The organism is Streptomyces melanogenes (assembly GCF_014649795.1).
GTDB lineage: Bacteria > Actinomycetota > Actinomycetes > Streptomycetales > Streptomycetaceae > Streptomyces > Streptomyces noboritoensis.
The window spans coordinates 223389-237142 of record NZ_BMTS01000004.1; the positions used below are offsets into that span (position 1 = coordinate 223389).

Genomic DNA, 13754 nt, shown 5'->3' on the forward strand with positions numbered 1-13754 from the left:
CGGAACAGCCACCCTGCATGAGGAGAAGTCGGCAGGTCAAGAGGATCATCCTCCCGGGCGTGTCCCCGACGGACCGTCAAAAACGCTTGGATTAGGGGTTTCACCCTGCCCCATGTCATGTGCACGGCGGTATGGATTTGGCCAGCTTTCGAAGTTCAGTTTGCGTCAACGAATCGGCCATGACCTGTTAAAAGATCGTGCTGTTGGCAAGTGCCACCTCGGGAAGACCGCTGTATACGAGCGCCTCGCGGGATCCGCCGAGGGCCGATGTTGAGCCAAATCGGCTTGCGCGGCGGGAGAGGTGGTTCCGTTCCGGTTAGCGTTCGGGGCACTCTGGGTATTCCCCCGACTGCGGAAGCGGGCCGGGTACCCGGGGGGTTGAGGGATAGGTCACTCCGCAAGCCTCCTTGAAGCCCTTGCGGCAGAATGGAATTGCCGCTTCACTGAAGCGCGATTCGAGATCCGCGCATAGGCCAATACGGCTGGGAACCAATGCGTGAAGGAAAGTCGAAAGGTCATGGGGATGCAGCGCAAGTTATGCCCGGTCGAAACGATCTACGTGGCGCAGCGGAGCCGTGCCGTGCTCTCCTGCACCGTGCGCGGCGACCTCGACGAGAAGCTGTTCGCCGCGGCGTTCGCCGCCAAGGTCGCCGAACACCCCTCGCTGCGCTGCCGGATCGCCGTCGAGGACGGGGTCCATGTGCTCCAGCCGATGGCGGCGGACGAACAGCCGAGGCTGCTGGTGCGCGACGGCGGGCCCGACTCCTTCACCGAGGAGTTCAACACCCCGCTGCCCGTCGGCGGCCCGCTGGTGCGGGCCGTGCTGCTGCGCGGTACCGACGAGCACACCGTGATGCTCAGCGTCGACCACACCATCACCGACGGCCACAGCGCCATCGCCCTCCAGAACGCCCTGTGGGACACCTACACCGCACTGTCCGGTGAACTCCCCGACGGCGCCGGGGAGTACGGCGAGACCTGGCCGAGCCCCGTCTCCGAACTGCTGCCGCCCGTCTCCGAGCGGGAGGCCGAGGAGTATCTCGCGCGCCGCGTCGAGCGGACCCGGCAGGCCCCCGTCGTCTGTCTGCCGTACGAGGCCGTGGGCACCGAACGCCCCGCCGGAGAGCTCGAACTCGCCGTGCGGCGCGTGCTGTTGGAGCCCGACGAGACCGCGCGGCTGCTGCGCTTCGCCAAGGCCGAGGGCGTGTCGGTGCACGGCCTGATCGCCGCGGCGGCCCTGACCGCCGTCCGCCACCGCCTCGGCGGCGAACCCGGGGTGCGCACGCTCGGCTGCCTCTCCCCGGTCGACCTGCGCTCCCGGCTCACCCCGCCGCTGGACCGCGAGGTGATGGTGCCCGCGGTCACCTCCTGCCTGGACGTGCTCGAAGTGGCGCACGACGCGGACCCGCTGAGCCTGGCCCGCCTGGTCACGGAGAACCTGCACGCGGCCATCGAGCGCGGCGACTTCCTCCAGGAACTGCACCTGCTGCCGAAGGTCCCGCAGCACCCCGCGCTCCTCGCCACCAGCGTGATCGTGACCAACATGGGCCGCGTCTCGGGCCCGGTGACACCGGACGGTCTGGAGGTCACCGACGTCCGCCTCGCGCCGGCCCGTGAGCACTACTTCCCGCAGGCCGGGCGCGGCCCCGTGATGGCGTGCGTGGTCTCCTTCGACGACCGGCTCGGCATCGAACTGCCCTACAGCGCGGGGTGTTTCACCCACGAGCAGATCGACGGGATCGGCGCCGCTCTGCACACCACCCTGCTCGCGTTCGCCGCCCACCGCGACGACGCCGAGGGCGCGGTGGCGGTGTCCGCGTGAGGGGCGCACCGGCCCGGCGCGGCCCGCACCCGCCACGCACCCGTTCGAGCAGACCGAGTCCAGGAGTACTCCCGCGGTGATCACGACGAACGATGCGCAGGCCCCCGTCACCACGGCCCTGCTGCCGCGCGCACAGGCCGGGGACGACCGGGCCATGAACGACATCCTCCTGCACATCGCACCCTTCGTCGGCCGGCTCTGTCTGCCGATTGCCCAGGGCCACAGCTCCGACGCCGCGCAGGAGGCCATGCTCGCGATATTCCGCGGCATCCGGGGCCTGCGCGAACCCGAGGCGTTCTACGGCTGGGTCCGCGCGGTCACCGTACGGGAGGCGGTCCGCACCTCGAAACGGCTGAGCCAGGGACCCACCGACGACCTGACCGACCGCGCCCTGGACGGCAACCCCCTGGACACCGTGCACATCTCCGACGCCATGGACCGGCTGCCCGACCAGCACCGCCAGGTCCTCGTGCTGCGCGCGGTCTACGGCATGAACGAGGAGGAGATGGCGGCGACCCTGGCCCTGCCCGTCGGCACTGTCCGCTCCCGGCTGCACCGCGCCCGGCGCAACTTCCAGAACGCCTGGCACCAGCAGTCGGCGTGACGGCGGCTCAACAGCAGGCGGCCACCGCGGGCCGTCACCCCACCGGGCGGCGGTCGACCGGCGTGACGGGGGTGCGGACGGCGACCGTGGTGCGGCGCGGGCCCGACCACGGGGCGGGCACGGCGTCGATGTCCCTCGCCAGCCAGTAGGCCAGCTGCTCGTAGTTGATCCGCCAGCCGCGGAAGTGCGGCCACGCCTCCTCCGGCGTGCGCTCCATCGGATACCCTTGGTCGGCCATCCGCGCCACACCGTGCAGGAAGTCCTCGTAGGTGAGCTCGATCGGGTCGTCGGGGTGCGGGTCGCGGTCGTACGGGATGCCCCGCAGATCCGCGATGTCGCGCAGACAGACGAACCCGGCCCGCAGCGCGAGCCGGACCTCGGCCTTGGGGTGGGAGGGGTTGAAGGCGAGCCGCAGCGCCGCCGCGTCCATCACGGCCAGCAGGGCGATCAGCCAGTTGCGGTTGGCCTTGGGGGAGCGGAAGTGGATCAGTACCGGGTAGGTGGTGTGGCTCTCGCTCACCTCGGCGCTCCACCGCTCCCAGTTGCGGAACAGCTCGGTGAGGCTGTGCAGCAGCTCGACCTGGGCGTACCGGGCGAGGATCTCCGGCCCCCAGGGCGGGCTGCCCGCACGTGACTGGAGGAGGGTCACCTCCGTCTCGCGCCGCTGGTAGGCGGCGTAGAGGGTGGGCAGATAGCCGATCTGGAGGCCGATCACGACGGGGCCGGTGGCGGCGGCGCAGAAGTCGATGACGTTGAGCGTGACCCGGGAGCCGCTGGCGAAGCCGAGGGTGAAGAGCGAGGAGCCGGACTCCACCATCGCGTCCTGGAACGGCAGCCGGCTGACGGCCGCCTCCAGAAGCGCGTAGCCGACCATGAAGCACGCCAGCCAGCCCATCAGCGTCACCACGATGGCCAGCGGCGCCACCGGGGCGAGTATCCGGTCCTTCGACTCCGCCTCCGGCAACCGGTCGGCCACCAGCTGGAACGGCCGCCGGACCAGGCCGTGGACGATCTGGGTGAAGCCGGAGCGGGTCGGCCGGGGGATCACCAGGGTGCGCAGCACCGAGGAGAAGATCCCGAGGACGACGACGGCACCCGTGATGCCCTGTAGTACACGCACCGCAGCTCTGTTCCTTCCCGGGTCGTGGGGATCATTCAAGCGCACGACGTGCGGGAACCACCCCCGACCCGGTCAGTGGGCCAGCGGGTTCGCGGCCGGGGCGCCCGGGCCCGGGTAGTCGGGGTCGTCCTCGGCCCGGGGCAGCGGACGGTGTCCCTCGGACCAGTCGTTGGTCCAGCCGCACACCCCGCAGGCGTACCGGCCGTCGAGCCCGGCCACGCGCGTGCCGCACTTGCGGCACTCGGCGTGCGTGATGTCGGGGGTGAACCCCGTGTCCGGCGCGGAGAGCGCGGCGCCGTGAACTTCACCCGCGCCGCCCCCGGTTGGTGGAGTGATCAACTACCTCTCCAGGTCTGCTAAATTTTCGCTTCGCCGCCATCTGGGACGCGGCCAGTTCAGCACCATTTCCGGGGGAGCAAGACTCTTATGAAGCGTACTTTGGCATGCCTTGGCGCCTTCGCCGCCATCACCGTCGGCATGTTCGTGACCGGTCCGTCGGCGCAGGCCGCCTCGGGCTGCACCGACACGACGAAGTACTACGACACCGCCGGCTACTACACCGACCTCCCGACCGCCGGCCTGCGCGGCACGTACTCCTGCACCCTGCGCCGCGGCGTGAAGAACGACGCCGTCTACGAGCTCCAGGTCACCCTGAACGAGTGCTACGGCCAGAACACGGGCGGCTTCGACGGCGACTTCGGCCCGAGCACCGAGACGGCCCTGCGCAACGTCCAGCGCAGCCTCGGCCTGTCCGCCGACGGCGTCTACGGCCCCAACACCCGCGACGGCCTCAAGTGGGCCTGGCGCAGCATGGCCGGCAACCACCGCTGCCTCAAGCTGACCCAGGCCCCGGGCCCGCTGAGCACCCGCTAGCCCCAGGGCGTACGCCCCTCGGTCCGCCACCCTCAAGTGACGGCGGACCGAGGGGCTTTCCCGTGTCGTGGGACGGCCTCGTACCACCGTACGAGGGCTGTTCTCGGCCATCGCGTCGAGCCTGCCCGTGGGCCGCCGCGCGGCTCGCTAGGCTGCGGCTGCCGATGCGGTGTGGGTCTCAGGAGATGAGGCGCGATGGGGTGGTCCCTGGGCTGGGCGCGAATGGCGATGACAGGGATCGCCGCGGTGGGGATGGTCGTCGGTGAGGGCGCACTCGCCCCCGGTGCCGCGCAGAGCGCGCCGACCGTGGGGTACGGGCGGACGGTCTCCGTCGCCCCCGGCATCTCCTACCGGAGCTTCACCGTGACCGCCTCCCACGGGCTGACACGTGGTCACCTCGTGGTGGCGGACCTGGGCAACCCGCACGTCAAGGTGGACCTCCTCACACCGGGAGCGGTGGCCGCCCGGGCGAAGGTCACCGCGATGGCCGACGCCATGGACGCGGTCGCCGCCGTCAACGGGGACTTCTTCAACATAAGCGAGACCCAGCACCCCGGCGTGGAGGCCACCGGTGCCTCCTCGGGCCCGGCCATCGCGTCCGGCCGCCCGCTGAAGGCCGCCGTGCCCGACGGCCAGCGGTTCGGCCCCACGCTTCCGCCGGGCACCAGCGCCCGGGACGTCATCGGCGTCGACCCCGCGCGCACCGGGCGCCTCGACCGCCTCTCCCTGGAGGGAACCGTCGACACCGGCCGGGGCGGGCTGCGCCTCGCCGGGCTCAACCAGTACGCCCTGCCGGTGGACGGGGTGGGCGCCTTCACCGCCAAGTGGGGGTCCGCTTCCCGGGCGCGCGCCGTGTGCGGCACCGACACCGCGCGCGGTGCGCCGTGCACCAAGGACACGTACGAGGTGACGGTACGGCGCGGCCGCGTCGTCAGTACGTCGACCGACCCGGGCAAGGGGCCGGTCCCCGTCGGCACCTTCGTCCTGGTGGGGCGCGAGAAGGGGGCCCACGCCCTGAGCGCGCTGCGCCCCGGGGACCGGGCCGGGCTCGCCTACCGGCTGCGCGCCCGCCGGGGGCCGCTGGCGTTCGCGGTGGGCGGCATGCCGGTGCTGCGGGCCCGCACACCGCTGAACGGACTCGACGACCGTACGGCCGCCACCCGCACCGGCGCGGGGATCGGCGGCCACGGCCACCGCCTCTACCTCATCGCCCTGAACGGCTCGGCCGAGAACGACGCGGGCCTCACCCTCGCCGAACTCGCCCGTCTGATGCGGGACATGGGCGCCGACGACGCGGTCAACCTGGACGGCGGCGGCTCCTCCACGCTGGCCACGCGCGGCCCCGGCGACCCGGGCGTCGTCGTACGCAACCGGCCGCCGGGGAGCTTCGAACGCGCGGTGGCCAACGGCATCGGGGTCTTCGTGAGGCGCTGAGAGCCTGTCGGCGATTGAACGGTCCGTCAGCGGCTGACGTAACAACGCGCAAGACACCTACGGGAGTCGATCGCGTCACTCGTTGCCGAGGAGGGAGTCTTCTTGTGAACTGGCGAAAGCGTGCGGCGTGCCGTACCGAGGACCCTGAGCTGTTCTTCCCGACGTACAGCAGGCGTTTCGCGGACCAGCAGCTGGCGGAGGCCAAGGCGGTCTGCCGCAGATGCCCGGTGACCACCGCGTGCCTGGAGTGGGCGCTGTCGAACAACGAGAAGCGCGGAGTGTGGGGCGGGCTCAGCGAGACCGAACTGCGCAGGGCGAGGCGGCGGATGGGCGTGGAAGTCGCCTGACGGGGGCGGACCCTGTGTCGCGCGGTAACAGCCGCGCGACTGAACGCCCGGGGGCGCGGCGCCGTATCAACCGGTCAGTAGCGTGCCGCGCCCGAGGAGGAGCCCGTGCCTTTTCGCCGTCTTCGCCGTCGCCTCCGGGGGACGGCCGCATGGTTGCTCGTCGCCGTGGTGGCGGGCGGACTCGCGTTCACCGTCACCAAGAACTCCACGGGGCCGCACGGCGGTTCCGGCCCGATCGGCTCCAGCGATCCGGCCGGGGCCGCCCGGCGCGCCGACCCGGGGCGGACCCCGGGCGGCTGGCAGGACTGGAACCGCTGGCTGCGGGGCGCGGCGGACTTCGTCAACCCCGTGGTCGACGGGCTGTGGGGGCCGGAGCGGATGGCCGGAGCCGCCGAGGGTGAGCGGTCCTTCGACGGCAGCGAGATGCCCCGGGGCGTCTCCGACCCCGAGCCGGACGCCGTGGACGCGCGGCCCGTCGCCCGCCCGTACGGCGAGAACGCGCCCACGGCCGGGCGGCTGTTCTTCGACACTCCCAAGGGGCCCGCCGCCTGCTCCGGCACGGTGGTGCGTGATCCCGCCCACCCGGGCCGGTCCAACCTGGTGTGGACCGCCGGGCACTGCGTCCACTCGGGCAAGGACGGCGGGTGGCTGAGGAACATCGTCTTCGCACCCGGGTTCGACAAGAGTGGAGCGGGTGGGCGCGGGAGTGCGGCGCCCCTGGGGATCTGGTGGGCCGACTGGGCGCAGACCTCCCAGCAGTGGATCGACCACGGCACCTCCAACGCGGGGGCGGGCGCGGCCTTCGACTTCGCGGTGCTCCATGTACGGCAGGCGGCCGGTGCTACGCGGTCGCTGGAGGAGACCGTCGGGGCGGCGGCGGACGTGGCCTTCGACGCCGAACTCTCCGGCTCCCGGGGCCTGGTCGACATCGTGGGGTATCCGGCGGGCCGCCCGTTCGACGGCTCGGCCCTCTTCCACTGCGCCGACCGGCCCGGCTCGTTCTCCGTCGCCGCCGACCAGCCCGACATGTACCGCATGGGCTGCACCATGACCGAGGGCTCCTCCGGCGGCGGCTGGCTGGTGCGCCGGGGCGACGGCGCACTGGTCCTCGTCTCCAACACCTCACTCGGCTCCCGCCCGGCCGCCTGGTTGGCGGGGCCGCATCTGGGTGCGGACGCGCGGCGCGTACTGACGGAGGTAAGCCGTCGGTTCGCCGGTAGTTGACGGGTCGTCGGGTCCTTTCCCCGGGGGCGGATGGGCAGCGCTCACCTTTGCTGACCAACCTTCAAAAATGTTCTTTCGCAATCATGGTGAACACCACACCCGTCTCATCCGTACCTAGGACTGCACACCTTCCGCCGATTCCGATCGGCTACGGAACACATCCCAGGAGGCGGCGAGTTGACTCACAGGCGCATACCCAAGCGGCGGGCCGTAATGGCAGGAGCGGGGGCCGCGGGCCTCATCGCGGCGGCCGTACTGCTCCCACGTGCGAACGCGTCACAGGCGCAGCCCGAGGCCCCGTCCGGGGCAGCGGCCGGGAAGGCGAACGCGGCCTCGGCGGCAGCCGTGGTGCGAGGCCTGGCCCAGCAGCTCGGCGACGCCTTCGCGGGGTCGTACTACGACGCCGCCAAGCAGCAGGTCGTCGTGAACGTCGCCGGTAACGACAGCAACGCGAACGAGCGGGTGAAGAAGGCCGGGGCGGTGCCGCGCGCGGTCCGCAACAGTGCGGCCGAACTGCGCTCGGCGGCCCACACCCTCGCCCGTACGGCGACGATCCCGGGCACCGCCTGGGCCGTCGACCCCCGGACCAACCGCATCGTGGTCTCGGCGGACCGGACGGTGAAGGGGGCGCAGTGGACCAGACTGGAGAAGGCCGTCAGGGCCCTCGGCGCGGACACCGCCCGGATCCAGAAGTCCGCCGGACAGTTCAAGGCGTTCAGCGAAGGCGGTGACGCGATATTCGGCGGCGGCGCACGCTGCTCCCTCGGCTTCAACGTCACCACCCAGGACGGCAAACCGGGGTTCATCACCGCGGGCCACTGCGGTGCCGCGGCCAAGAAGTGGTCGCTCAGCGCGAACGGGGCGCCCGCCGCCACCGTCCAGAAGGCGACCTTCCCCGGCAGCGGCGACTTCTCCCTGCTGACGTACGACGACGCCGCGACGCAGGCCCCGAGCGCGGTTGACACGGGGCAGGGCAAGCTGGTCCAGATCACCGGGGCGGCCGACGCGTCCGTGGGCGAGCGCGTCCTGCGCATGGGCAGCACGACCGGTCTGCACGACGGCAAGGTCACCGGCCTCGACGCCACGGTGAACTACCCCGAGGGTACGGTCACCGGATTGATCCAGACCGACGTCTGCGCCGAGCCGGGCGACAGCGGTGGCTCCCTGTTCACCGCCGACGGCGGCGCGGTCGGGCTCACCTCCGGTGGCAGCGGCAACTGCAAGGCCGGCGGCGAGACGTTCTTCCAGCCCGTCACGACCGCCCTCGCGGCGGTGGGCGCGACGATCGGTGAGGGTGGTCAGGGATCCGGTGGCTCGGGCGGAGACGGTGGTGCGGGCGACACCGGCGGTATGGGTGACGCGGGTGCTTCCGGTGGCGCGGATGCGTCGGGTGGTGCGGACGGTTCGGGACAGCCGGGGAACGGCGTGATCTCGATGGAGCCCGCACCCGGCTACGGCCGCCAGTGAGAGCGGTTCGCCGAGAACGGAGGTTCGCTCAGAAGTGAGAACTGGGAACTGAGAACAACCCGGCGGCCGTTCTGTCGACAGACGGCGGCCGGGTTCTTCCCACGGACGTGGCCACCCGCTGAAGGTGCCTCGGCACCCGGGTGGCCACGGCGCGGTGGGGGCGCGGTCCCGTCAGACGGTCGCGGGAGCGGGTGCGGGAGCCGTGGCGGGGGCGTCCACGGCTTCCGCGTCTGCGGTGGGTGTCTCGGTCTTCTCGGCGGACGCCGGGTTGCGGTGTGCCGTGTAGAAGACGGAGCCCTGCTTGCGCTCGCGCTCCAACTCGCCCTTGGCGACGAGTGCTTCGAGCGTGTTGCGGACCACCTGAGGGCTGGTCGTGCGGTCGGGGTGAGTGGTTGTCAGTTCGGTGAGGATGTCGGCGACCGTACGCGGCTCCTGGTGGTCCGCGAACAGGCCGAGCACCAGCTCACGCAGGGTGGGGCCACTGCTTTCCGTGCTCTTGCGGGCCGGCTTCTTGGCCGGTGCGGCAGCCTTCTTGGGGCTGGTGGCCGTCTTCGTCGTCCGGGCCGCCTTGGCCTCCGGCTTCTCCGCCTGGGGCTTACGGGGCTTGGGCACCGCCGCGACGGTGGGTGTGGCCGCGGGGGCGGCTGCTGCGGCGGGGGCCGGTGTCTTGGCCGGGGGCTGTGCCTTGGCGGTGCGCTTGCGCGGCGCCGTCTGCGCCTGGGCCGCCGCGGCGGCGGTGGTGCCGAGGGTGTGCTGCATGGTTTGCAGCAGGCCGTGGTCCCGCTCCAGGGACTCGAGCTGGTCCTTGAGTGTGTCGAGTTCGGCGCGGATACGTGACTGGTCCTGCTGGTTGGCTTCCAGGTCGGCGGTGACACGCGCCGCGTACTGGTCCTTGAGTGTGGTGAAGTCCGGCTCGTCCGCCATGAGAATTCGCTTTCCTCGTGCTGGATGTTGCCGCCGGATGCTACCCATCTCTGCGGCAACAGCACAGGTGAGTGCGCACAAGATTCACACGTTGGAGACACCAGGGGCCACAAACCGTCGGTTCGCGGTGGGGGTTTGGCGGTGGGTGTCGGCCACAGGGGCGCGCGGAGCGTGCCCTTTTCCGCCGTGCGCTCCCGTACGCCGTACCCACGGGGGAAACGAAGGCGTGGGGCCGGGACGTCAAACAAGTGCACCCGAACGGGGACGGCCTGGGGAGGCCGTGCGGTTACGAGGGGGACACTGTGGGACGCAGGCGGAAGACGCACGGGTTACCGGTGGTGGTACTGACAACGCTGCTGACGGTGGTGCTGCTCGCGGGCACGGCGGCGCCGAGCTTCGCGGCGGGGATGCCGGGCCGTGCGCAGGGGAGGAGTGCGGAGGCCGGGCCACCGTTGTCGCCCGGCCCGTCGCCCTCCGCCTCGGGCCCGGCACCGTCCAAGTCCAAGGAGAAACCGCCCCCTTCGAAGTCGCCTTCGGCACCACCGGATCCGGAGCACCCCAGCCCATCGGTGTCCAAGCCGTCGGAGCCGACTCCGTCGCCGACCAAGCCCACGGTGGAGCCGACCAAGCCCACCCCGACCACGCCTACCAGCCCTACCACCCATCCGACCCGCCCTCACGTGACTCCCGTGCTGTCGGTTCCCGAGAAGGTGGAGCAGGGCACGCGGCTGGTCGTGTCCGGCGAGCACTTCGACTGCGGGTCGGGCGAAGACGACGGCAGGGAGGCGGGTTCGCTCACGCTGACCGGCGAGCTACTGGTACCGACCACTGTACGGACCGACCCGTCAGGCTCGTTCTCGCACCCGATCAAGGTGCCCGAGAAGGCGCCTCCGGGTGTGTACGAGGTGGTCGCGACCTGTGACGCGCGCCCTTCCGTGACCGACTCGGACTCCTATGAAGTGGTGGCGGCCAAGGTGGTACAACCGCCCACCCCGACCCTCACCCTCTCGCGCGCTTCCGGGCCGCCCGAGACCAACGTGGGCGTCTCCGGCGAGGGGTTCCTGTGCCGAGGACCCGCCCGCCTGCTGTGGGACGGGGCCGACCTGCCGGGGACGGGCGTTACGCCCGGGACGGACGGCAAACTGTCCGCCTCCTTCGCCGTACCGGCCGGTGCCGGGGCCGGTACGTACAAGGTGACGGCGACCTGCGAAGCGGCGCCCGTGGGCGCCAGGGGCGTGGGAACGGCTCCGGCGGTGGCCATCGTGAACGTCGAGGCCTCGCAGACCTTCACGGTGACCCGACCGGCCATCACCCCGCCGCCGACGGGGAAGTACGAGATCACCATCCACCTGACCGACTACCCGGCCGTCTGCACTTGGGGCAGGATCCTGGTCGGCGGCAAGGGCCCGCTCGACCCGTGGCTGGACGCCGACTCGTACAAGGGCGACGCCGAGCCTGGCCACTGGAGGTTCATCGACCTCCACGCCTTCATTCCCCCGGATATGAAGGGCCACCAGCCGGTGGACCTCGACTGTCCCGGGCGCGCGGTGGAGCAGGCGGGGACCATCGACCTCCCGCCCGAGCCGTTCACGGCGTTCTTCCTGCCCCAGGGCTCACCGGTCGAGCACCACTCCGAGGGCAGCACCGGCGTCCTGCCCAGGCCCGAGCTGCCGGGGTTCACACCGCCCACTCCGACCCCGTCCCCCTCCGGCACACCGGGCCCCAGCCCGACCTCCTCGGACGATGTGCTTGGCACGCCCGACCCCGACCCGAGCCCTACGGCGAGCGCGCCCCCGGAGCAGGTCGGTGGCCATGACCGTCCGGCCGGGCTGGTGGGCAGTATGCGCACCCCGGCGGAAGTGTCCTGGGCGCTCAAGGACATCGCGGGATCGGTGGGGATGGCGGTCTGGTTCCTGCTGCTCGTGCTGCTGCTGGAGAAGGCGTTCCCCTCGCAGCTGGCGGACAACGCGCTGAGCCGTTGGTGGCACCGGCGCCGCGCGGGACGGGCGGCGCTGCGGAGCGCCGCACTGCCGGGCTGGCTGCGGATGGGTGCCTTCGCCCTGCTCGGCGGAGCGCTCGTCGTCTGGGCCGACGCCACGACCCACTGGAGTGCGCCCACCGTGGGGAAGGCGCTGGGAGCGGCGGTCGGCACCCTGCTGATCCTGGTGACGTACGAGAAGACGAAGGACTCGCTGCTGCGCCCCGGGCGGGGCGGTGTACGGGCCGAGTTGCGGGTGGTTCCCGCGGGGCTGCTCCTCGCGGCGCTGATGGCGGCGCTCTCGCGCGGCCTGGCGTTCCCGGTCCCGTACGTCTACGGCCTGGTGGCGGTCTATGTGGTGCTCGGCGCCGTGCCTCCCGGTTCGCGCAACGCCATGCCGAAGGGGCAGGCGGTGCTGGTCGGCGGCATCTGCGTCCTGAGTGCCGCACTGCTGGTGTGGGTCCTCGGCACACCGCTGATCGAGTCGGGCCGCACGGCCGGGGCCGGCACCTTCCAGAACGTGCTCGCGTACACCGTCGGTCTGATGGTCGTCGGCGGCATAGAGGTCGTGGTGTTCGGGATGCTGCCGCTCTCCGGCATGGACGGCCACGCCCTGAAGAGCTGGAGCAAACCGGCGTGGTACGCGCTGTATCTGCTCGCCCTGACCCTGTTCTTCCACGTCCTGCTGCACTCCGTGCACCCCGGCTTCGGCCCGGGGTTCGTGGTCTCGAAGGACCTGCGCTGGTGCACCCTGGCCATCGCCACCGGCCTGTTCGTGGCGGCGTGGGTGTTCTCGCTGGGCCTGCGCAGGCACGTGGCGAGGCTGGAACGCAGGGCGGCGGCGGTGGGCTGAGCGTGGTGCGCGGCGGGCACTTCCCGCTGGTGCTCGCCGTCACCGGAGCGGCGGTGTGCGCGGTGTGGGGTCGGCGTCGATGATGGGAGCCCTGTGCCGTGTACGTATACGAGAGACGGGACGCAGCGATGCCGCAGGATCGAACGGGTGGACCGGCCGAGCCGCCGTCCCCGGAAGCGGGGCGCGCCTGGTCCGGGCACGAGGGTGCGGAGGCGTTCGCGGCGGTGGAGGCGGGCACCGACTGGCTGCTCGGCTACCCGTTCGTGTTCAAGGCGCTGGCCGGGGCGGACGGGGCGCTCCTCGACTTCGGCTGCGGGCCGGGCCGCGTCGCCGCACACGCGGCCCGGGCGCTCGGGATGCGGGTCATCGGGGTGGACGCCTCCCCGGACATGCTCGCGCTGGCCCGGAAGGAGGGCCCGCCCGGAGCCGAGTACCACCTGGTCGCGGACGGCCGGGTGGACGGACTGCCGGACGCCTGCGCGGACGCGGCGATGTGCAACCACGTGCTGGCGTCGCTGCCCGACGAGCGGACGGTGCTGGAGGTGTTCACCGAGATCCACCGACTGCTCCGGCCCGGGGCGCGGTTCGCGGTGCTGACCACCGACCCCGCCTGCGCGGGCATCGAGTACGCGTCGCTGCGGGTGGGCGAGCCGGGTGTGACGTACGGCCCGGGCGAGCCCATGCCTGTACGACTGCGCCGTACGGACGGGACGTGGCAGTCCGTGCGGAACCACGCGTGGCCGGTGGAGGCGTTCCCGCCGTTGCTGGAACGAGTGGGCTTCGCCGCTGTGGCACAGCACCATCCGACGCCCGACGAGGCGGTGGGGGTGGCCGACCCGGAGCATGTGCGCGGCCGCGACTGGTCCGCCGAGCGGCTGCGGCCGCCGCTGGTGGTAACCACCGCGGTCAAGCGTTGACGCCGGGCGGTTCGACACGACCCGTGGTGTGCGGTGCTGTTACGAAGGGGCCGCGCATCCGGGTGGGAGGCGTACGTACACCGGGAGTTGACATAAGTGCTGGTTACGGAAATGTCCTGAATTCGTAAAGCGCGTCGGGTCGACGGGTTCCGATCGCCGCGGCGGGCCAGAGTGTGGGTCCTCGGCACCAG

The 13754-nt window shown here is 71.8% G+C and carries 12 protein-coding genes; 9 read left to right on the forward strand and 3 right to left on the reverse strand.

The window, feature by feature from the left end:
• The first annotated feature begins 523 nt into the window (after positions 1-523).
• Positions 524-1822 (forward strand): phthiocerol/phthiodiolone dimycocerosyl transferase family protein, encoded by a 1299-nt coding sequence (locus IE252_RS11005; protein WP_229848203.1) that lies wholly within the window; start codon positions 524-526, stop codon positions 1820-1822.
• A gap of 76 nt (positions 1823-1898) precedes the next feature.
• Positions 1899-2426: an RNA polymerase sigma factor gene (locus IE252_RS11010; protein WP_190089169.1), complete on the forward strand. Its 528-nt coding sequence runs from the start codon at positions 1899-1901 to the stop codon at positions 2424-2426.
• 34 nt (positions 2427-2460) lie between these two features.
• On the opposite strand, the gene IE252_RS11015 is transcribed toward IE252_RS11010, so the two are convergent.
• Both IE252_RS11015 and IE252_RS11020 read right to left on the reverse strand, forming a co-directional pair.
• Positions 2461-3546 (reverse strand): hypothetical protein, encoded by a 1086-nt coding sequence (locus IE252_RS11015; protein ID WP_190089170.1) that lies wholly within the window; start codon positions 3544-3546, stop codon positions 2461-2463.
• A gap of 72 nt (positions 3547-3618) precedes the next feature.
• Positions 3619-3885: a hypothetical protein gene (locus IE252_RS11020; RefSeq protein ID WP_308434531.1), complete on the reverse strand. Its 267-nt coding sequence runs from the start codon at positions 3883-3885 to the stop codon at positions 3619-3621.
• A gap of 87 nt (positions 3886-3972) precedes the next feature.
• On the opposite strand from IE252_RS11020, the gene IE252_RS11025 reads away from it, so the two are divergent.
• From IE252_RS11025 to IE252_RS11045, 5 genes are all read left to right on the forward strand, one after another.
• A complete protein-coding gene (locus tag IE252_RS11025) occupies positions 3973-4419 on the forward strand; it encodes a peptidoglycan-binding domain-containing protein (protein WP_190089171.1) in 447 nt (148 codons plus the stop codon).
• Positions 4420-4614: 195 nt separating this feature from the next.
• Entirely contained in the window at positions 4615-5853 is a 1239-nt protein-coding gene (locus IE252_RS11030) for a phosphodiester glycosidase family protein (protein ID WP_229848205.1), read from the forward strand.
• Positions 5854-5957: 104 nt separating this feature from the next.
• Complete coding sequence (locus IE252_RS11035; protein WP_101386666.1) at positions 5958-6200, forward strand: WhiB family transcriptional regulator; 243 nt, start codon at positions 5958-5960, stop codon at positions 6198-6200.
• Between the two features lie 105 nt (positions 6201-6305).
• Positions 6306-7424, forward strand: coding sequence for a trypsin-like serine peptidase (locus IE252_RS11040; RefSeq protein WP_190089172.1), 1119 nt, complete (start codon positions 6306-6308; stop codon positions 7422-7424).
• A gap of 213 nt (positions 7425-7637) precedes the next feature.
• Entirely contained in the window at positions 7638-8891 is a 1254-nt protein-coding gene (locus IE252_RS11045) for a S1 family peptidase (protein ID WP_190089173.1), read from the forward strand.
• Between the two features lie 171 nt (positions 8892-9062).
• On the opposite strand, the gene IE252_RS11050 is transcribed toward IE252_RS11045, so the two are convergent.
• Positions 9063-9815 carry a hypothetical protein gene (locus IE252_RS11050; RefSeq protein WP_190089174.1) on the reverse strand — a complete coding sequence of 251 codons (753 nt, stop codon included), beginning with the start codon at positions 9813-9815 and terminating at the stop codon, positions 9063-9065.
• 689 nt (positions 9816-10504) lie between these two features.
• On the opposite strand from IE252_RS11050, the gene IE252_RS11055 reads away from it, so the two are divergent.
• Positions 10505-12646: an FGLLP motif-containing membrane protein gene (locus IE252_RS11055; RefSeq protein ID WP_190089175.1), complete on the forward strand. Its 2142-nt coding sequence runs from the start codon at positions 10505-10507 to the stop codon at positions 12644-12646.
• A 128-nt stretch (positions 12647-12774) separates the two neighbouring features.
• Positions 12775-13563, forward strand: coding sequence for a class I SAM-dependent methyltransferase (locus tag IE252_RS11060; protein ID WP_190089176.1), 789 nt, complete (start codon positions 12775-12777; stop codon positions 13561-13563).
• Positions 13564-13754: the final 191 nt, after the last annotated feature.